We start from the raw sequence: 19,198 nt of genomic DNA, 5'->3' as shown, positions 1-19,198 counted from the left end.
TTTCACCAGCCAATAGCCCGATTGGCCGAGGAGTGCTAGCGCCGGGGGAGGAAATCCCCCAGCTGCTGGGGTTCGTGTGCGTGTCAGACGATGATCTGACCGGTTTTGATGGCGGAAACCACGGTCTGGACCTTGTTGACCGAATTGGTCTTGATCATGGCACTGTTGATATGGGCTTCGACGGTGCGCGAGCTGATGGCGAGGATGATGGCGATCTCGTCGCTGGTCTTGCCGATGGCGGCGAGCTGGAGCACCTCGATTTCGCGGGGGCTGAGCCTGATCGCCTCGGTGTGGTGCGTATCGCGCACCGCCGTGGCGTAGACGGTGCCTACATAGCCATCGCAGCCGCCATCTTCGTTGAAGAGCGGCCGGGCGCTCGATGCGACCCAGCGATAGCCATTGCCGGCGACGCGCAGGCGATATTCCACCTGATAGGGGCGCTTGTGCGTCCAGGCGTGAAAGAACGCATCATAGACGTCCTTGCGGTCGTCGGGATGAAGCATTTCGGTCCAGCCTTCGCCAAGGCCTTCTTCTTCGGGCTGGCCGGTGAATTCGACCCAGGCGGGATTGAGATAGAAGCACCGGCCACGATGATCGGTCAGCCAGATCATGAACGGGGCATGCTCGGCGATCTCGCGCACGACGCGCCTGTCATTCGTCCAGTCGACGTCGGACATGCTGCGATCTCCTTTCAGAATGCGACGCGCCGATGTGTTAAACGGGGCAGAAGCGGGCGCGTTGCGTGGAATGAACCGCAGGTGGGCGGGTGGAGCGGTCAGGGCGGTCTTGCTCATGTGATGTCCTATGCTGCGCGCGGCAGCAGCTCCAATTCCATGAATGAAGAGTTTTGGGCGCCGAAGAAAAGCGCCCGGCCGGCAAGGGACGTGCCGAAGCCGGCGAGAAGCTTTATGGCTTCGGTGGCCATGACGGCACCGATGACCCCGACGATGGGGCCGAGGACGCCGAGCATTTCGCAGGTGTCGCCAGGCTCCGGCTCGCCTGGATAAAGCGCGTCGAGCACGGCCTTGCCATCGGCATCGGCGGGAACCACGGTGACGAAGCCATCGAAGGCGATGGCAGCGCCGATGATCAAAGGGCAGACCCCGGCCGAAGCCGCGACGCAGGCGCGCCGGCTTTCGACATTGTCGGTGCAATCAAGCAGCAGGTCGGCGTCTTGCAGACAAGGCCGGAGCGTTGCAGCGCTGGCGAGAGCCTGAATGGGTTCGATCTCTGTCCAGCGATTGAGGCCGGCAGCAAAGGTCTTGGCACTCTCGACCTTGGCTTGGCCGATGGCGGTACTGGCGTGAATGACCTGGCGATGGAGATTGGATTCCGAGACGGTGTCAGGATCGATCAGGGTGATATGGCCGATGCCGGCGCCCACGAGATATTGTAGCACCGGACTGCCGAGCCCGCCCGCTCCAACGACGACGACGCGGGCTGATTTGAGCTTTTGCTGACCCTCGGTGCCGATGCCGCGGAGCATCATCTGGCGGGCATAGCGGCGGCGCTCCTCGGGGGTAATGGCATCGGGCATGGTCATCCTCCCGAGATGGGATCGATTATCGCCACCTGGCTGGCAGCACGGATATCGCTGGAAATGGGGCGCACGACGCCGTCGACGGCGAGCATCAGGTTCTTCCGGAGGCCGAAAGCGAAGTTGAGCCCGTCGTCGGTTTCACGGAGCCAGGCGATCAGATCCTGGCCCGAGACGACGCTGTCAGCGGGGGACACAGTATCTTCGCTGCGGCCGATCCGCTGGGCGATGGTGCCCACATACCGCACCTTCATCATGCGCGCTCCCGGATGGGCTCGGCATGGCTTTCGGCATGAAATATCTCGATTTTTGCATTGCCGGCGCCGGAGAAGCGCTCGACGAGATCGCTCGAGGGGAAGCAATCAAAGAGGGTTTGAAAGAGTTCGAGCGCCGAATGAACGCCGAGCTTGCTGTAGATGCGGGCGCGGTGCAGTTCGATGGTGCGGGGGCTGACCTTGAGCTTGAGGGCAGCTTCCTTGTTACTCTGGCCACTCAGAATCTGAGCGAGGACCTGGGTTTCGGCCGGGGTGAGAAGCTGCAGACCCGAGCGGGCGAAGTTGCTTTTCCAGGCGTTAGGTCCGGTGATGTCGGCATCGCCGTGCATCGAAATCTCCGTTGTTTTCCACGGTTCAGGGACTGTGGAAAGCAACCAATTTCAGCGTTAATCAAACGTTAAACGCTTGCCGCGGCCGGCCCTGGGCCCAAAGTACGGTATCGCCCTGTGCCTGGGATGATGCGCGGTATGTGTTTGATTTGGCGAAAGAAATTGCGGAAAGTAGCTCCAGGGCATCGCGGCGTTTGGCGTATATCCGGTGCGTTAAATAGGCTTCGGTGAGTTGCTTGGCATTCTCATGGCCCGCGAAGATCGCGTCGATGGTGCGCAAGCGAAAGCCGATCGATGCAGCGCGGGCCTTGAGCCGGCCGGCTTCGCTTTCGGCGACGATGGCGAGCGTGCGGAGGTTGTCGATTGTCGCCCAGACGTCGACCAATGGCTCGGTCAAAGCCTGGGAGCCGAACTCGGCAGGGGCGTGGACGAGCGCGACGGCGGCGTCGTCGTCAAGTGCACCGCTGCAATAGGCGAGGGCGATGGTCCCGATCGGCTCCATGCCGAAAGGGGCGCATTCGGCGGCCCGCAGCGCGCCCATGGAGGCGGCGCCAAGGACGCGAACGCCTTGATCGAGGGCGAAAAGGATTTCCTTGTGCCAGACGGCAGCGGCCTGTTCGTAGACGCCATCGATGAGACCGATGGCGGTGGCGCCATCGTCGACGGCGCGACGGATGTCGCCGAGCTTTGCGGGAGGACGAAACACGATATCGTCTATCTGCGGCGGATCCGGCAGCGTAGGGCCAACGAACACGACTTTCATCTCAAAAGCCCAGCGCGTGAAGAGCGCGGTGGCCGGGGCGCCAGTGGGCATTGGGGCCGCGATCTTCGAGGTCATCGCAGAGGACGCGGACGACGCTAAAGCCGAGGTCGTCGGAGCCCAACGAAACGCTGGTGACATCATCGATGCCAGCATCGAGAAGCGCTTGGCCGATATGGTTGAGGAGGCCATCGACGGACGCGGACAAGTAGGTACCGCTTTGGGGGTGATGGACGGGATCGGCCATTGCCAGTTCACTCAAGCCTGGATCCGCGCGATCGGCATAATCTTGAAGCGCGATATCGTCGCGGGCCGAGGCAATGACCGTGACCCGCCCTTGGGCAACTTCGGTGATCGCCTTGACCGCCGCGCGGACGGGCGAAGGATGGGTGCCATAACCGGCCATGAGTTCGAGGCGCGAGCCACGGCCGTCGCCAGCCAGCGCCATGAAGGTCGGTACGGCAATATCGGTCGTCAGGTCGAAGAGCCGCAGCGGGACGCCGGCAGCGGCAAAGCGGGCGCAGAGATCGTCAACGACAGGATCGTTCAACACGGATGGGTCAAAGCAGAGGGCCATCCGCTCGGCCTGTGGCAGGATCGACCAATGCGTTTCGGCGTCGCGCTCGATCAACTCGCACAGCCCGTGGAAAATGGCTTCCGCGGGCGTATTGCCGGACGCAAGGCCATTGGTCGATTGACAAATTCCGGGAAGGTCGGTGGCGTGGCCGAGACGGACGAGATCGAGTGGCACAAGCGTTTCGCGCCGCTCGAAGAGGGCGCTGCCCGAAACCCACTCGATCGCCTGATCGATAGCGAGCGGCGCACCGAGCGGCAGCGAACGGGACGGATTGAACCAGTCGGGGCCCTCAAGCTCGAGATCGGCGGCGCTGGCGCGGATGGTGGCGACCCTTGGATGCTCGGCGATGGCGAATTCGGCCGCTTCCATCGCTGCAGAAACCTTGGCGGCGTCGTCGGAGAGGCCCTTGCCCTGGTTTACCGCCAGCGCATTGGCCGCCGGGCGGAAGGCAGCCCAGCAGGGGATGCCGATGATATCGAGATCGGTCTGCCTGGCGAGGCGGGTGATGCCAAGCTCGGGGAACTTTGCCTTGACGGCGGCGAGGGTCGCCTGCAGGGGAGCAACCCGATCGAGGTGATCAGAAGTCAGCACGGCAGGCGCCCCTCTCGCGATCAGGCAGCGACGAGCGAGCAGAAGATGCAAGCGGCGGGCGCGGCAGCCGGGGTCACATTGACCGTGGTGTGGCGGCGGGCGCGCTGCTTGAGCTGCACGACTTCCGACTTGCCGGTGGCAGGATTGCGGACGGTGACGGTCGAGCCGTCTGAGCTGGGGGAAACGACGAAGTTCATGGCACTCTCCAGGTTTAAGGGAACATGGAGAGGGTCGCGCTAGCGGCCGGATTTGGCGAACGTAATCACCGCAAGGAAACTACTACTAGGTAAAGCCCGCAAGGCGCATGGCATCGAGATATTTTTCCCGGTCGGCTTCGTTCCGAAGCGGCATGAGCTTGCGCCATTGGTCGAGCCTGAACTCGGGCTGACGCTGCAAGAGCTTGTTGCGATAGATCCGGGCGGTCTCGGCATCGCCGGCCTTGGCGGCAACGGCGGCCACGAAGCGCGCTGCGGGATCGGGGTTCTTCATCTTCCAGAGCAGCTGCAGCGCTTCGTCATAATTGTCGACGAAGAATTCGACAGTGGCAGCGATCCAGTAATATTCGTCCGGCGGGAGCGGATTGAGCTCAAGCGCCGAGCGGATGAATGGCTTCGCCTTTGCCGCTTCAGAATTGTGGACCAGCGTATCGGCGTAATTCTGTAGCAGGTCGGCGTGGTGCGGGGCCCGATTGAGCGCCGCTGTCAGGTGATCAAGCCCTTCGTCGAGATCGTGGCGATAGACAGCGACATTGCCCAGTTCGCGAAGGCCGCTCGGCTCAAGCGGATCGATGGCGACAGCCTGCTCGCCGAAATCCCAGGCCTGATCGAGGAGGTCTGCCTCTTGCCGGCCAAGCAACAGCCATTCGAGAGAAAGCGTGCGCGACATCATAGCGAGGGCCGGGGCAAAATTGGCATCGAGTTCGGCGGCGCGGCGGAAGGACTTGCGCGCCTTGCGCACGGTCGGCAGATCGAGCGTATTTAGGTGTTCGAGCCCCAGCAGATAGTGGACATAGGCCGAGGCATTGCCGGTGCGCCGAAACGTTTTGAGTTCACTCGTTTCGATCGAACCGCTGACGCCGCGGACGATGGCGGCGACGATGTCGCTATAGCCACGCGACATGGACGTGGCCGAAAGGCGGAAATCGTCGCCGAAGAGCACCTGATGGGTGCTGAGCCGGGTAAGGCTGACGCCAAGTCGGAAGGCATCGCCATCGGATGAGAGAATACGGGCGGCAAAGACATAATCGGTGCCATAGGCCGCCAGATTGGCGGAGCCGAACCCCTTGGCCAATTGCCGGGCCGTATGGGGCGCAAACACCTGGAAGGTGCGCTGCTTGCAAAGGCCGATGGTGATGTCGTCGATGAGCGGCGGCAGGGCGGCATTGAACGCGGACGGACGGTTTTCCTCGGGCGCAAGGACCAGGACGCGCGGCAGGCTGCTCTGCGGCACGGGCAGTTCGTCGATTATTGGGCGCCAGGCTTCGGCTCCCACCGGTTTGCCGAGAAGCTGCATGACCAGAGCCCGGGTTTCGAGCTGCGGGGTCACGTCGAGCTCGCTCATGAGACGGCTGGAGAACTCTTCGAACTCGTGGGAGACCGCGGCCGGACCATCGCTCTGGGCGGTCCGCATCAAGAGCGCGCGCTCGACCTGCTCGTCGAACGGAAACTGGCGGGAGAGGCGGAGCAAGGCGGCGCGCGCTTCGGCGGGATCGGAAGCTGCCTGAGCCCGGAGGACCAGATCGCGATATCTCGCGCCAATTTCCGCGCGCGCATGGGCGAGCCAGGCCTCAAAGCCTTCGCCACCTCGAATTTCTGCCCCCTCTAGCAAATCGCCGCGATAAAGACTTTGTATCGTCTTGAGCTGCGGCGCCTTTTCGACCTCGCCGAGACCGAGAAAAGCGTCGACGTCGGACGGCAGACAGGTGGCATCGCGCCAGATACGGCGGGCATCCCAGCGCAGCAGACGCATGTCGGGCGCTTCGTATTTCTTGAGGCCTGTCAGTAGGACACGCAGATTGCCGAGCGCGCTGGCCTTGTCGCCATCCCAAAGATTTGTGGCTACCGTTGCCCGCTCCAGCGACCCCTTCGGGGCCAGAGCGAGCATCGCCAACAGAGCAAAGGCCTTGATGGGTGGTCTGGCAATGGTTGGGTCAAGGTCCAGAATAACCTGACCGAACAGCCTCAACATTAATCAAAAATCCAGAACGGGGCCGAAAACATTAACATAGTATAATGTTTAACTACCTGTGTCGATCATCCGGCATAATTGCCGGCTCAGGTCTTGGCGGGGCCTGCTGGAAAAATTCCCGACATCACCATGAACCCCGGTATGCGGCGGACGCGGTCGGTCCAGCGGCGGAGGGCCGGATAATCCTGGCGGGAGATGCCGCCTTCTTCCGATAGCATGACATAGGGGAAGCAGGCGATGTCGGCCGTAGTCGGATGGGCCGGTGCGCAGAGCCAGTCGCGGCCGGCTTTTTCGCCGAACCAGAGATGTTCGTCGAGAATGCGGAAGATGCGATGTGCGCCCTTTTGGCTTTTCTCGATATCGAAGGGATAGCTGTAGCCGAGCGCGAGGCGCGCCGCCGAAGAGGTCGCGCTGATGTCATCGGCAACCGCATGCCAGCGGAGGATTTCGGCGGTGACAGCCGGATCATCGGGAAACCATTGGCCCGATGTGTCGTACTTCTTGGCGAGGTAAGCGAGGATCGCGCCGGAGTCCGACAGGACAAGATCGTCGTCTTTCAGCACCGGCAGTTGGCCGAAGGGATTGAGGCGCAGGAACCAGTCGGCCTTGTGTTCACGACCGGGGAAAAAATCAACCGGATGAATCGCATAGGGCACGTTGAGAATGTTCATCAGCAACCGCAGCTTGTAGCAGTTGCCCGAGAGCTCGAAGTCGTAAAGCGTTATGGTCATTATCAGATATCCAGAACCAGGCGGCCAGACTTCGCGCGGCTGACGCAGGTCATCATGCAGGTGTTCGAGGCTTTCTCGGTCTTGTTGAGATAGACGTCCTGGTGATCGACCTCGCCCTCGATGACGCCGGTGAGGCAGGTGCCGCAGGCGCCTTGCTCGCAGGACGACGGGACGGTCAGGCCAGCCTCGCGCATGGTTTGCAGGATCGTGCGCCCGGCCGGGACGTGGAGCGTTAGGGCTGAGCGGGCGAGCTCGACATCGAAGGCCGAGGAGGCGTCGATGACCTTGTCGTTCTGGAAATATTCAAAATGCACGGCGTCATCGGGCCAGCCGAGCGCGGCTGCGGTTGCCTGCACCATTTCGAGCATGGCGCCGGGGCCGCAGATATAGACGTGGTTGGCGAACTGGTAAGGCCCGAGCACCTCGGCGACCTTGGCCTTGATGGCTTCGCGCGTGAAGCCGATGTGGCGGTCGACGCGGCCGTGGAGCACATCGAGTTCGCTCGAAAAGGCCATGGTTTGGCTGGCGCGGGCGAAATAGTGCAGCTCGTAGTTGAGGCTCGACTTGTCGAGGAAACGCGCCATGGAAAGGAGCGGCGTGATGCCTATGCCGGCGGCGATGAGCACGGTGCGGGTGGCGTCGCGGCGGAGCGGGAAATTGTTGCGCGGCTCGGATATGGCAAGCACGTCGCCCTCGCGGACGGTTTCGACCAGGACTTTTGAGCCGCCCTTGGACGCGCTCTCGGCCTTGACGCCGATGGTGTAGCGCATCAGGTCGCCGGGACCGTTGGTCAGCGAATATTGGCGCACGAGGCCATTGGGCAGGTGCACATCGATATGGGCGCCGGGCTGGAAGGTCGGCAGATGCTTGCCATCGCGGTCGGCGAGTTCGAAGCCGATGACGCCATCGGCGGACTGCCACTTGCGTTTGACGACGACCGGGAAGGTATTGCCGCGCGGCACGGCAATGTCGGGCATGGTCGAGAGTTCGACCGAGACTTTTTCAAAGACCGGCTGCAGCGGCTCGGGCGCGGGCTTTTTCGCCGCGGCGCGTTCGAGGCTGTCGCGCAGCTTGGTCAGTTGCTCGTTATAGTAGCGCAGGGTCGCGATCTCGTCGGCCGGCTTTTCCGGCAGTATGCCGCGGATCACCGAGCGGGCAGCGTCGACGGGCTGGACGAAGAAACGGGCGCTGCCGAGCGTGACGGCGCGGCCGGGGATGAATTCGACGGACTGATCGTCGGGCGCGAGGCGGGAGAGGCCGGCGAGGACGTCTTCGGGCGTGGCATTGACTGGCACGGGGCGCAGCGCGAACCAATCGTGGCCCTCGGCGCCGGGGAAGGGGGCGAAGCGTTGGTCGTCGTTCGCGGCGGACCAGACGAGCCCAAAAGCTTCTCGGACGGGATATTTACGGTTTTCGATGCGGCGGGCGGGGGCATCTGCCGGGTGGGCCGGAATATAGGTGCAGCCGGCCGAGCGGTTGGCATAGCGCCAGCCGTGATACTGGCATTTCAGCTCCTGGCCCTCGTTGATGCCGATGGAGAGACGCACGCCGCGATGAAGACAGCGGTTTTCCCAGGCGTTGACATTGCCATCGTCAGCCCGCCAGACGGCCAATTCGCGGCCCAGCAACTGGCCATGATAGACATGGCGGAAGGGCAGGTCCTCGCTCGAGGCGATGGGATACCAGGTGGGGTCGGATAGACTGAGGGGCATTGTCGATCAGATCCAAAAGTTTGAGGATCGCGCCACGATCGAAATTATTGGTCACGATTGCCACCCTGGCGTACGGGGTGTTTCGTTTTTTGCTCGCCGTCGTTTGGCGATCAGCTCGCCTGCGGGATTACGCCGTAGGTAATGCCCTTCTGGCTCAGCCAGCGGCGATAGGCGATAGCCGACTTATCGGCGCGGATCGGCGTTTCGGCGCGCGGGTCGAGCGGCAGTTTCTTGGGGTATTGATTTTCGAGGATCGGCTTGTCCTGGCCAAAGATGGTCTGCTGGAAGCGGCGCAGGTCGGTGATGGTCGAGGTCGAATCGATCATCGATTGGAGAAGATGCGCGCGGCAGGTTTCCTCGGTCATGGGCTGGAGGAAAATGCCGATGACATCGCGGCGGCTTTCGTCCTCGGGGCAGGATTTATAGAGCACCGAGCAGAAGGGATGCGGCACGCGATAGACGTATTCGACTTCCATGGCCTGGGTCGCCGATTTGGCTGCGCGCGGCTGCATGAATTTGCACTTGGTGGCCAGCACTTCGTCGCGCTCTTCGGAGACTTCGACGTCGTATTCCTTGACCTCGGTGTGCGGCTCGGAGCCGAGGATGTCGGTGTGGACGTATGGGAAGTGGCCCATGTCGAGGAAATTTTCGACGGCGCGGGGGGCGGAAACGTGAATGCCTATGGAGCCGCAGCTCATATTCACGCGGTCAGCTTCGGCGAATTCAGGGATCGGGAAGAGTTCAGCCGACGGCGTGCCGAGGCAGGTCCAGGTATAGCCATAGGCGGTTTTGACGGGCAGACGATCGAGCACGCTGTCGGCGTCAATATCATCGCCGTTTTCCTCGTCAGTCGCGAACCAGACAACCGGCTCGCCATCGAGCCCGCGCGTCATGGCGAGGCGGCGATCGAGGAGGAGCGTCGTTTCGATGAGGCCGATCTTGAGCTCGTCGGTGGCGGCAACGACGTGCCAGAGATCGCGGGTGATGGGGTCTGGGGCTTTGGGCATGGGCGTGCTTTCGAGGTTGGGGCGAGAATAGCGACCTCGGGTCGACGTGCCAAGAAAAAGTGCGGAGAGGGATGGGCGGTTAAGGATTGGGCAGCCCCATCGTATTCCCCGCCTGCGTCATCACCGGGCCTGTCCCGGTGATCCATGCGATATCCCGGTTCGCGCGGAGATGTGGATTGCCCGAACAAGTGGGGCGATGACGATAGGGGACGTTTCGGCTTTCGTGTCTTGGATGCGGTGACTAAAACGGGGTGAGGGAGAGACCAATGACTGATGATATTTCGCCGCGCTTTGCTCAAGACCTAGTTCGAAGCCAAGTCGATCTGCGGTTGGCCGAGGCTGGCGCAAGCGAAGCGTCACGGGCAGCTGCTGTCAAGGCGATGCTCCATGCCTCGCTGGTCGGCGTCGATAGCCATGGCGTCAGGTTGACCGGACACTATTGCAAGATGCTGGGCGGTGGGCGGCTCAACAAGAATCCGCAGTTGAAGGTCGCCAAGCGCGGGGCGGGGAGCGCGCTGATCCATGCCGATGATGGGCTCGGGCACTATGCGGCCTATAAGGCGGTCGAGGTTGGGATCGACTTGGCGCGCGAGGCTGGTGTCGGGGCTGTCGGCATCCAGCATTCCTCGCATTTCGGGGCGGCGGGCGCCTACGCACTGGCAGGTGCGGAGGAGGGGTTTGTCACCTTTGCCACCACCAATACCGATTCCATGGTGGCCCTGTTCGATGGGGCGCAAAAATTCCACGGCACTAACCCGCTGGCCTTCGCCGCGCCGGTGCCGGAGGGCAGGCCGTGGCTGCTCGACATGGCGACGTCGTCCATTCCGCTCAACCGCGTCCTGCTGCATCGCTCACTGGACAAGGACTTGCCGGAAGGCGTCGCGGCAACGCCGGATGGGCAACCGACGACCGATCCGCATGAGGCGGACATGCTGCTGCCGCTTGGCGGGGTGGATTATGGCTACAAGGGCGCGGCGCTGGCAGGGGTGGCGACGCTGTTTTCAGCGCTACTGACCGGGACGACGCTCGATGGTGATTTCATCCCGATGTATGGCGGGGACGATATTTCGACACCCCGTAATATGGGGCATTTCGTTTTGGTCATCGATCCGGACAAGTTCGCTGGGCGCGACGTATTTTTGCGCGCCATCGGGAGGTATCTCGAGAGCCTCCGCGGATCGCCGGTGCGCGAAGGTGGGCGCGTGATGGCGCCGGGGGATCGGGAATGGGCGGAGATGGATAAGCGGAGGGCAGAGGGGATACCGCTCGATCCGGATACAGTGCGGTTTTTGGGACTGGCGTGATATTGGTGAGCCACCGGCGCGATACCTCCCCCTTGATGGGGGAGGCTAGGAGGGGGTGGTCACGTCTCTCCGCCCAATGTTTGGGTGGCTCCCGTCAGCCCCTCCCGGCCTCCCCCATCAAGGGGGAAAGTGGGCATCGAGCTTGTGGAAAATACAGAGGAAGCTCAATCTTCCCGGTAAATATCAAAGGCCCCGATCGCCTGCGTTGTTGCCATCAGTTCGATCTTGTTGACATTGACGTGCGCCGGCAGAGTCGTTGCCCAAAAGATGCTTTCGGCAATGTCGTCGGCATTCATGGCCTGGGTCTTGGAATAGGGCGCAGAGGCCTTGCTCTCGTCACCCTTGAAGCGGACGAGTGAAAATTCGGTTTCGGTCAGGCCCGGTTCGATATTGGTGACGCGAACCTTCTTGCCCTGGAGGTCTGAGCGCAGGTTGAGCGCGAACTGCTTAACGAAAGCCTTGGTCGCGCCATAGACCGAGCCGCCGGGATAGGCATATTCGCCGGCCACCGAGCCGAGGGTCACGACATGGCCGCCGCCGCGGGCGATAAGACCCGGCAGCAGCAGACGGACTGTGTAGACGAGGCCCGAGACATTGGTGTCGATCATGGTCTGCCAATCATCGAGATTGGCTTCGGCCGCTGGCTGCAGGCCAAGGGCGAGACCGGCATTGGCAAGGACGATGTTGACCGCATCGAAAGGCGCAGGAAGTTCGGCGATCGCCTTTTCCATGGCGGCGCGATCCTGCACGTCGAGGGCGATGACGTGGCAATTGTCGGGGCCGAGTTCGGCCTGCAGCTTTTTCAGTCGATCCTCGCGCCGGCCGGTTGCGATCACCTTGCCGCCGGCGGCAACATAGCGGCGGGCTGCGGCCTCGCCGAAGCCGGAGGTGGCGCCGGTGATGAAGACGACAAAGCGGCTGGGATCGAGCAGCTGGTACATTTTTCGGTCCTGGAGGAATGGTCGAAGGGGAGGGGTGCAGGGTGGACCGGCGGACGTGCTGGCGTCAACAGACGAGGGGCATCGCATAGCGGCGACCGCTGATTGATAGCGTTGCCGATCGGCCACGCATCCGCCTTTCGCACCACCAAATTCGTGCCCGGCGCTTGCCCCGCGTCGCAATGCGGCACTAAAGTCGCCGTGAACGCATCGCCCCTTGGGCATGCGGCGGAGGGTTAACCCAATCTTTCCTGCCGCCCCTTTATTCTCAGCTTCCGCCTATTGGTTGAAGCGTAACGGTCGGGAACTGGTTCACTGCAAAGCGCGCGTTGGGTATTGAGTATTGGCGCCTTGTGCATCGCCGCGGCCACGTTGTCCGCAGCGGTCGGGCCGGCCTATGGTTTTGAAATCTTTGGCATGAAGTTCTTCGAGGACGAGACCGAGGAGTCCGTCATCGCCGATCCCCAACCCTATACCGTTACCTTTTCTTCGAGCGAAACCGGTGCGGTGGAAACTGCGGCGCGCAATGCCTCTTCGCTCATCGCCGACGAATCGGAACCAGCTTCCGGTGCGGCCGGGCTCATCGCCAAGGCGCGGGGCGATTATCGGCGCATCGTCGCGGCACTCTATAATGAGGGCCATTATGGCGCGGCCGTCAGCATTCGTATCGGTGGCGTCGAAGCGGCCAACCTCGCGCCCGACGTCAATTTACCAGATCCGGTCGATGTCACGATCGCGGTAAGTGCTGGACCGCTCTTCACCTTCAACAATGTCGCCATCGTCAATCAGGCGCCGTTGACCAGTGATCCCGGCGATGAAGTCGAGCTGCCGGTCATGCGGGGCTATGGCGCGGGACAGATCGCGCGCTCCTCGGTGATTATTGCCGCCGAGCAACTTGCGGTACAGGCCTGGCAGCAGCAAGGCTACGCCAAGGCGGAAGTGGTCAATCGCGAGGTCATCGCCGACCATGCGCGCCAAACGGTCGATGTTACCATTACCGTTAATCCCGGTCGCCTAGCCGCTTTCGGCGATATCACGGTGACTGGTGCGGATCGGATGAATCCCGAATTCGTCCGCCAGCAGACCGGGCTTGCCGTCGGCCAGGAATATGATCCTGATGACATCGAGCGGGCACAGAAGCGGCTCGACCGGCTTGAAGTGTTTCGCGCGGCGCGGTTCCAGGCGGCGCAGGATATCGGCGCCGACGGCCTCTTGCCCTATCAGTTGATTGTCGAAGAACTGCCAGGCCGGCGCTTCGGGGCCGGCGCCAGTTTCTCAACCGTCGACGGGCTCGGCCTCGAAGGCTATCACCTCTGGCGCAATCTTTTCGGGCAAGCCGAGCGGCTGCGGCTCGATGCGCGCGTGGCGAGCATCGCCTGGCCTGTCGATACGGCGCAATTCGACTATTTCTTCGGCGGTACTTTCACCAAGCCCGGCTTCCTGACCCCCGACACCGATCTCGTCGCCGCTATTTCGGCCGAGCGGACGATCTATCCCACCTATACCGAAACCTCGGCCATCGGCCGCGTTGGCCTGACCCATTACCTTTCCGACCAGCTGACGCTCGAGGGCGGAGCGAGCTACAAACGCGCGCGCTTCGACGACGTTTTTGGGACCCGCGACTTCTCGACGCTCGGTGTTTATGCCGGAGCGACATTTGACGGACGCGACAGCACGGTTGATCCGACCGAAGGAATTTATGCCTCGGGCATGGCGGAACCTTATTACGACTTCTCCTTCGGCAAGATGGGCCTGCGCCTGACGGCCGAAGCACGGACTTATTTCGGCTTTTCCCAAGACGATCAGTTCGTGCTTGCCGGCCGCATCAAGGCGGGCGCGCTGCTTGGGCCCGGCCTCAATGAAATTCCGCCCGACAAACTGTTCTTTGCCGGCGGCGGTGGTTCTGTTCGCGGCTATGGCTACAAGTCGATCGGCGTGGACAATGGCAATGGTCAGGTCACCGGTGGTCGCTATCTGCTCGAAGGCTCGCTTGAAGCACGCGCCAAGGTGACCGAGAGCATCGGTGTCGTCGGCTTCATCGATGGCGGCTATGTGGCGGCGGATAAATTCCCGGGCCTTGAAGACCTGCGGCTCGGCGCCGGTATCGGCGCGCGCTATTATACCGGGCTCGGGCCGCTGCGGCTCGATCTGGCCATTCCGCTCAACAAACGGGCAGGCGACCCTGATTATGCCATCTATGCCGGCATTGGGCAGGCATTCTGATGGCTTGGTCTCGCACGCATCGCCGGCTTGCCTTTGTCGGCCTCATCCTGGTGCCGATGACGGCTATTCCCGCGACCCTTTTGGCGCAGGATGGGTCCGAAGAGGAGCAGAAGGACTGGCTCACCAGTTTCGTTCAGGACCGGCTGTCGACGCCCGAGCGGCAAATCAGCCTTTCCAATATCGATGGTGCGCTGGGGTCGGACGTGTCGATCCGCGAGATCACCATTTCCGACCAACAAGGCGTCTGGCTGCGGGTCAATAATGCGAGCCTCAACTGGAGCCAGGCGGCCCTGTTCACCGGCCGGCTGCAGGTCAATTCGCTGAAGGCGGATTCCATCGAATATATCCGCAACGCCATTCCCGCCGAAGGCGTCGATCTGCCGCCGCCGGAAGCGGGTAGCTTTTCGGTGCCCGAATTTCCAGTCGCGATCGAGCTCGGTGAGCTTTCCATTCCCAAAGTGACGTTCGGCGAAAGCGTCTTCGGGCTGGGCTCGGAAATCTCGCTTGCCGGTAATCTCAAGCTCGAAGGCGGCAATCTCGATACGACGCTCGATATCGTACGGCTTGACGGGCCCGGCGGTACGCTCGATCTCGACGTCACCTATACGCAAGCCAGCAATGAGATCGATCTCAACCTCGACCTCAATGAGCCGGAAAACGGCGTGCTCGCCAATCTCCTCAGCATCGAGGGGCGCCCGGCCATGCAGCTGACGCTGGCCGGGAAGGGGCCGGTAGCGGACCTGCGCGCCGATCTTAATCTTCTCGCCAATGGGCAGACCGTGCTTTCGGGCGGATCGACCCTGACCCAGACGGCGGACGGCTTGGCCTTTAACGCCGATGTCGGCGGGCCGCTTTCGACCCTCGTTGCCGAGCAGTACCGCCCGTTTTTCGGCGCGGATACCCGTCTCTCGGCCGATGCTCTGGTGCGGAGTGCTGGCGGCGTCGATCTGACCAATCTGACGCTGACCGGCGGCCAGCTTGCGCTCGAAGCCAGCGCGGCGACGACGCCGGATAATTTCCTGTCGCGCCTCGACTTGACGGCCAGCATCGCCGATCCGGCAGGTGGGCTGGTCACGCTGCCGGCGGGCGGCAATCCGCAGGTGCGCTCGGCGCAGCTTACGGTGGATTTCGGCGAAGGCAGTTCGGAGGATTGGCACGCCAATCTCGGCATCAAGGACTTGGCGACCGCCGATTTCGCAGCGACCGATGTTGGAATGGCGCTGACGGGTGTTGCCAGCAACCTTTCCGATCCCGCGACCCGCATGGTCACCTTCAACGGCGACGGGTCGATTTCGGGCATTTCGGGCGACAAGGCTGTGATGGCAGCGCTCGGCGATTCGGTGGGCATAGGTCTTGCCGGTCTCTGGAGCGCCGGCCAAACGATCGAATTGGCGCAGTTGCGTGTTGTCGGCGAGGCGCTGACCGCAGGCCTTTCCGGGAATGTCGATGCCTCGGGTTTCCGCGGCCGCATTGGGCTTCAGACGGACAATATCGCGCCGTTTTCCGGTCTTGCCGGACGCGAATTGACAGGTCGGCTGTCGCTCGACGCCGAAGGCACGCTGGCCTTTATCGGCGGCGGCTTCGACCTTACGTTCGATGGCTCGGGCACCAATCTGACGATCGACGATACGACGGCCGATGCCTTGCTGGCCGGTGATGTGGCGCTGTCCGGGCGCCTCGCTCGCACCGAGGCGGGGATCGTCGCTGACGATTTCGCCATCACCAATCCGCAGGTGCAGTTCAGCGCCGATGGCGTTTACGGCACGGCAGAAGCGAATTTTGCCGTCGCGCTCAATCTCAGCGATCTTGGCCTCCTTACCCCTGAAGCATCCGGTGCACTCACTGTGCGCGGCACGGCCAAATCGACGAGCGCCGAGGCGCCGGTGGTGCTGGCGCTCGATGCCAATGTCGCCAGTGGCACCCTCGCCGGCCGGGGCCTGCGCGATGCGCGCCTGGGGCTCGATCTCGACGTCCTGTCCGGTCGCGTCACCGGCAGCGTCGATGGCGAGGCGATGCTGGACGGTTATCGGGCCACGCTCGGATCGCAGATCGCTGTCGATCAAGTGCAGCAGGCGCTCAATGATCTCAGTTTCGAAATCGCCGGCACGCGGATTTTCGGCTCGGTTAACCGCGCCGTCGAAACGCAATTGCTGACGGGTCGCCTGGATGTCGTCGCTCCGGATATCTCGCTTGCCGCAGCTTTGGCGCTGACGGAGGCTTCCGGCAGCCTCAATGCCGCGCTCGAGCTGACGCCGGTCGATGGCACGCAGCAGGTTGGCCTCACTGCAAATTCCACCGACCTGCGCATCAACGACATCGCCGTGGGGCGAGCCGAGATCGCGGGCACGGTCAGCGATCTCTTCGGCGTGCCGGCAGCGAACGGCACCGTTTCGGCCAGTGACATCGTTGCTGCTGGCACAACCGTTACCTCGCTCAACGCCCGCGCCAGCCAGAGCGGCGATACGACGAACTTTGACGGCGAAGCCGCGCTCGGTACGGGCACGCGTGTCGATCTTGCCGGTGCTTTATCCCCGGTCGATGGTGGCTATCGCGTCGCGCTTGATCGGGCAAACCTGACCCAGGGGGCGATTGCGGCTCGGCTGTCCAATCCGGCAGCGCTCGTCGTTCGCGGCAACAGCGTCGCCCTCGACGCGCTGCGCTTTGATGTCGGTAGCGGCAGCATCACGGCGACGGGCACGGCCGGCAATGACCTCGATATGGTCGTCGACATTGCTAGCCTGCCGCTCTCGATCGCCAATACCATCGTGCCAAGCCTTGGGCTGGCGGGTACGCTTGATGGACGCGCCACGATTTCGGGCTCGGCGAGTGACCCGCAAGTGCGCTTTGAGGCGCGGGGCGCCGGCATCAATGCGGCAGCGATCCAACCTTTCGGTATTGCACCAGTGGCGGTTTCGGCGTCGGGCAGCTTTGCCGGCGGCGCGGTAGCGCTCGATCGTCTGGCAGCCAATGGCGCGGGCGGTCTCTCTGTTGCCGGCTCGGGTCGCGTGCCGCTTACGGGCGGTGGTCTGTCCCTGACGCTCAATGGTTCGGCGCCACTCGCGCTTGCCAATCGCTTCGTTGCCGATCGGGGCGGGCAATTGTCGGGCACGGCCAATTTTGACGCGCAGGTTTCTGGAAGTCTCGCAGCCCCGCAGTTTGGCGGTACGGTGTCGGTGAATGGCGCAGGCTATGTCGATCCCGAACTCAACCTGCGCCTCGCCGGTATCACCGGCCGGGCCAGCCTTGCCGGTACCCAGGCGCGGATCGAAAGCCTTTCGGCATCCCTTTCGAGCGGTGGGTCGGTGACGGCCTCAGGCACCATCGGGCTTACCGGGCAGTTCCCGGCCGATCTCAACGTGGCGCTCAACTCTGCGCGCTATTCGGATGGCGAAATTTTCGTCGCGACGGTCTCGGGTGGGTTGACGCTGACCGGCAATATCCTCGGCACGCCCTTGCTCGGCGGCACGCTCAATATCGAAAATGCCAATATCACCGTGCCAGAAGGGCTCGGTGGTGGCGCGCAACTGATCGATGTCGAACATATCAATACCCCGCCCGCCGTCAGTCAGACGCTGCAACGCGCCAAGATCGATTCAGGCGGTGCGCCGATCCCGCAAACGCGTTCGCCCGGGCTCCTGCTCGACGTGACGGTCAATGCCCCGAACCAGATCTTCATCCGTGGCCGCGGGCTCGATGCGGAAGTGGGCGGCTCGGTGCGGCTTGCCGGGCCGATCAACAATATCCAGCCGGTCGGCGCCTTCTCGCTCGAGCGCGGGCGCCTCTCGGTGCTCGGCCAGCGGCTCGACTTCGAGACCGGTACGGTGACGCTGGTCGGCGATCTCGATCCGCAGCTCTATTTCCTGGCCCGGACCGAGGGCGAGAACATCACGGTATTCGTAACCATTTCGGGCCGCGCTTCGGCGCCGGACGTCAGCTTCAGTTCCAACCCGGTTTTGCCGCAGGACGAAGTCTTGAGCCGTCTGATCTTCAAGCGCTCGATGGGCGAATTGAGCCCGCTGCAGCTGGCCCAGCTTGCCGGAGCGGCAGCTGAACTCGTCGGCGGTGGGGGCGGGGGACTCGTCAACGATCTGCGCGGTGCAGCAGGTCTCGCCGATCTCGATGTCGTCACCGATGCCCAGGGCAATGTCGGGGTGCAGGCCGGCACCTACCTCCAGGACAACGTTTATCTCGGCGTGACCGCCGGCGCGAACGGGCAATCAAAGGTGACGATAAACCTCGATGTCACTGACGGTCTCGTCGTGCGCGGCGCGGCGGGGCAGGACGGCAATTCAAGCGTCGGTGTGTTTTACGAACAGGACTATTGATGAGCTATTGGGACGAGCGCTACAGCACGCCCGACTATCTCTTCGGGGAAGAACCCAACGCCTTTCTGGCGGCGCAAAAGCCGCTCTTGCCTTCAGCGGGCAAGGCCCTGGCGATTGCTGATGGCGAAGGTCGCAACGGCGTCTGGCTGGCCGAGCAGGGGCTCGATGTGCTCTCGCTCGATGCTTCCCCCGTTGGGCAGGAAAAGGCCAAGCGGCTTTCCCAAAAGCGCGGGGTTTCGCTCGAAACGAAGCTTCAAGACATCTCGGCCTTTGACTGGCCGTCCATGCAGTTCGATGTCGTGGTTGGCATTTTTTTCCAGTTCGCCGGGCCGGCACTGCGCGACGAAATCTTTGCGGGCCTCCGGAAGACGCTGAAGCCAGGCGGCCTGCTCATCATCGAAGGGTACGGTGTCCGCCAGCTTGAGTACAAGACCGGTGGGCCGAGCCAGATCGAGAACCTTTATACCAAGGCGCTGCTGGCCGAGAAATTCGCTGGCATGGACATTTTGCACCTGCGCGAGCACGACAGCGAAATTGCCGAGGGTTCGCGCCATGTCGGCATGTCTTCGCTTGTCGATCTTGTGGCGCGCAACCCCGCATAACGGGTAGACCCCGATATCATTCCGTCGTCATCGCCCGGCTTGTACGGGCAATCCAGATCGCTGAGAAATGGACCACCCGGATAAGCCGGGTGGTGACGAA

General features: G+C 62.7%; 16 protein-coding genes. 4 read left to right on the top strand and 12 right to left on the bottom strand.

Annotated features, from left to right (window positions below; all coding sequences use genetic code 11):
• Nucleotides 1-83: 83 nt before the first annotated feature.
• The 11 genes from VW35_RS07770 to VW35_RS07725 form a co-directional block, all read right to left on the bottom strand.
• The gene (locus VW35_RS07770) at nucleotides 84-677 is read right to left on the bottom strand and encodes a LuxR family transcriptional regulator (RefSeq protein WP_046142355.1); all 594 of its coding nucleotides are present in this window, start codon (nucleotides 675-677) and stop codon (nucleotides 84-86) included.
• A gap of 125 nt (nucleotides 678-802) precedes the next feature.
• The gene (locus tag VW35_RS07765) at nucleotides 803-1,537 is read right to left on the bottom strand and encodes a HesA/MoeB/ThiF family protein (protein WP_046142608.1); all 735 of its coding nucleotides are present in this window, start codon (nucleotides 1,535-1,537) and stop codon (nucleotides 803-805) included.
• A 2-nt stretch (nucleotides 1,538-1,539) separates the two neighbouring features.
• Nucleotides 1,540-1,794: a MoaD/ThiS family protein gene (locus tag VW35_RS20520; RefSeq protein WP_083982511.1), complete on the bottom strand. Its 255-nt coding sequence runs from the start codon at nucleotides 1,792-1,794 to the stop codon at nucleotides 1,540-1,542.
• A complete protein-coding gene (locus tag VW35_RS07755; RefSeq protein ID WP_046142354.1) occupies nucleotides 1,791-2,141 on the bottom strand; it encodes a LuxR C-terminal-related transcriptional regulator in 351 nt (116 codons plus the stop codon). The genes VW35_RS20520 and VW35_RS07755 overlap by 4 nt, the downstream gene beginning before the upstream one ends.
• Nucleotides 2,142-2,202: 61 nt before the next feature.
• Complete coding sequence (locus VW35_RS07750) at nucleotides 2,203-2,955, bottom strand: TfuA-like protein (RefSeq protein WP_244465843.1); 753 nt, start codon at nucleotides 2,953-2,955, stop codon at nucleotides 2,203-2,205.
• Nucleotides 2,906-4,069 (bottom strand): YcaO-like family protein, encoded by a 1,164-nt coding sequence (locus VW35_RS07745; RefSeq protein ID WP_052951572.1) that lies wholly within the window; start codon nucleotides 4,067-4,069, stop codon nucleotides 2,906-2,908. Before VW35_RS07745 ends, VW35_RS07750 begins: the two co-directional genes overlap by 50 nt.
• Before the next feature lie 20 nt (nucleotides 4,070-4,089).
• Complete coding sequence (locus tag VW35_RS21535; protein ID WP_161796874.1) at nucleotides 4,090-4,266, bottom strand: hypothetical protein; 177 nt, start codon at nucleotides 4,264-4,266, stop codon at nucleotides 4,090-4,092.
• 85 nt (nucleotides 4,267-4,351) lie between these two features.
• Nucleotides 4,352-6,256 (bottom strand): AfsR/SARP family transcriptional regulator, encoded by a 1,905-nt coding sequence (locus VW35_RS07740; protein ID WP_046142352.1) that lies wholly within the window; start codon nucleotides 6,254-6,256, stop codon nucleotides 4,352-4,354.
• An 86-nt stretch (nucleotides 6,257-6,342) separates the two neighbouring features.
• A complete protein-coding gene (locus VW35_RS07735; RefSeq protein WP_046142351.1) occupies nucleotides 6,343-6,987 on the bottom strand; it encodes a glutathione S-transferase family protein in 645 nt (214 codons plus the stop codon).
• Nucleotides 6,988-6,989: 2 nt separating this feature from the next.
• Nucleotides 6,990-8,699 (bottom strand): Rieske 2Fe-2S domain-containing protein, encoded by a 1,710-nt coding sequence (locus VW35_RS07730; RefSeq protein ID WP_046142350.1) that lies wholly within the window; start codon nucleotides 8,697-8,699, stop codon nucleotides 6,990-6,992.
• Between the two features lie 110 nt (nucleotides 8,700-8,809).
• On the bottom strand, nucleotides 8,810-9,706 hold the full coding sequence (locus VW35_RS07725; protein ID WP_046142349.1) for an aromatic ring-hydroxylating oxygenase subunit alpha: 897 nt from the start codon (nucleotides 9,704-9,706) through the stop codon (nucleotides 8,810-8,812).
• 266 nt (nucleotides 9,707-9,972) lie between these two features.
• Here VW35_RS07725 and VW35_RS07720 point away from each other — a divergent pair, with 266 nt between their 5' ends.
• Nucleotides 9,973-11,010, top strand: a complete 1,038-nt coding sequence (locus tag VW35_RS07720; RefSeq protein WP_046142348.1) for an Ldh family oxidoreductase — start codon at nucleotides 9,973-9,975, stop codon at nucleotides 11,008-11,010.
• 164 nt (nucleotides 11,011-11,174) lie between these two features.
• Here the strand turns inward: VW35_RS07720 and VW35_RS07715 are convergent, their stop codons facing one another.
• Nucleotides 11,175-11,951, bottom strand: a complete 777-nt coding sequence (locus VW35_RS07715) for an SDR family NAD(P)-dependent oxidoreductase (protein ID WP_046142347.1) — start codon at nucleotides 11,949-11,951, stop codon at nucleotides 11,175-11,177.
• Nucleotides 11,952-12,320: 369 nt separating this feature from the next.
• Here VW35_RS07715 and VW35_RS07710 point away from each other — a divergent pair, with 369 nt between their 5' ends.
• From VW35_RS07710 to VW35_RS07700, 3 genes are read left to right on the top strand one after another with little or no spacing between them, the layout of a single operon-like run.
• The gene (locus VW35_RS07710; RefSeq protein WP_052951601.1) at nucleotides 12,321-14,171 is read left to right on the top strand and encodes an autotransporter assembly complex protein TamA; all 1,851 of its coding nucleotides are present in this window, start codon (nucleotides 12,321-12,323) and stop codon (nucleotides 14,169-14,171) included.
• Nucleotides 14,171-18,496 (top strand): translocation/assembly module TamB domain-containing protein, encoded by a 4,326-nt coding sequence (locus tag VW35_RS07705; RefSeq protein ID WP_052951571.1) that lies wholly within the window; start codon nucleotides 14,171-14,173, stop codon nucleotides 18,494-18,496. Before VW35_RS07710 ends, VW35_RS07705 begins: the two co-directional genes overlap by 1 nt.
• The gene (locus tag VW35_RS07700) at nucleotides 18,496-19,098 is read left to right on the top strand and encodes an SAM-dependent methyltransferase (RefSeq protein WP_046142346.1); all 603 of its coding nucleotides are present in this window, start codon (nucleotides 18,496-18,498) and stop codon (nucleotides 19,096-19,098) included. The genes VW35_RS07705 and VW35_RS07700 overlap by 1 nt, the downstream gene beginning before the upstream one ends.
• Nucleotides 19,099-19,198: the final 100 nt, after the last annotated feature.

This window comes from Devosia soli (assembly GCF_000970455.1).
In the GTDB taxonomy this organism is placed as follows: Bacteria; Pseudomonadota; Alphaproteobacteria; order Rhizobiales; family Devosiaceae; genus Devosia; species Devosia soli.
This window is presented reverse-complemented; position numbering and strand designations above follow the sequence as displayed.

Bases quoted from the DNA above. Each gene is read 5' to 3' on its own strand.
- VW35_RS07770 (WP_046142355.1), bottom strand. From the start codon at position 677: ATGTCCGACGTCGACTGGACGAATGACAGGCGCGTCGTGCGCGAGATC.
- VW35_RS07765 (WP_046142608.1), bottom strand. From the start codon at position 1,537: ATGCCCGATGCCATTACCCCCGAGGAGCGCCGCCGCTATGCCCGCCAG.
- VW35_RS20520 (WP_083982511.1), bottom strand. From the start codon at position 1,794: ATGATGAAGGTGCGGTATGTGGGCACCATCGCCCAGCGGATCGGCCGC.
- VW35_RS07755 (WP_046142354.1), bottom strand. From the start codon at position 2,141: ATGCACGGCGATGCCGACATCACCGGACCTAACGCCTGGAAAAGCAAC.
- VW35_RS07750 (WP_244465843.1), bottom strand. From the start codon at position 2,955: ATGCCCACTGGCGCCCCGGCCACCGCGCTCTTCACGCGCTGGGCTTTT.
- VW35_RS21535 (WP_161796874.1), bottom strand. From the start codon at position 4,266: ATGAACTTCGTCGTTTCCCCCAGCTCAGACGGCTCGACCGTCACCGTC.
- VW35_RS07740 (WP_046142352.1), bottom strand. From the start codon at position 6,256: ATGTTGAGGCTGTTCGGTCAGGTTATTCTGGACCTTGACCCAACCATT.
- VW35_RS07735 (WP_046142351.1), bottom strand. From the start codon at position 6,987: ATGACCATAACGCTTTACGACTTCGAGCTCTCGGGCAACTGCTACAAG.
- VW35_RS07730 (WP_046142350.1), bottom strand. From the start codon at position 8,699: ATGCCCCTCAGTCTATCCGACCCCACCTGGTATCCCATCGCCTCGAGC.
- VW35_RS07725 (WP_046142349.1), bottom strand. From the start codon at position 9,706: ATGCCCAAAGCCCCAGACCCCATCACCCGCGATCTCTGGCACGTCGTT.
- VW35_RS07720 (WP_046142348.1), top strand. From the start codon at position 9,973: ATGACTGATGATATTTCGCCGCGCTTTGCTCAAGACCTAGTTCGAAGC.
- VW35_RS07715 (WP_046142347.1), bottom strand. From the start codon at position 11,951: ATGTACCAGCTGCTCGATCCCAGCCGCTTTGTCGTCTTCATCACCGGC.
- VW35_RS07705 (WP_052951571.1), top strand. From the start codon at position 14,171: ATGGCTTGGTCTCGCACGCATCGCCGGCTTGCCTTTGTCGGCCTCATC.
- VW35_RS07700 (WP_046142346.1), top strand. From the start codon at position 18,496: ATGAGCTATTGGGACGAGCGCTACAGCACGCCCGACTATCTCTTCGGG.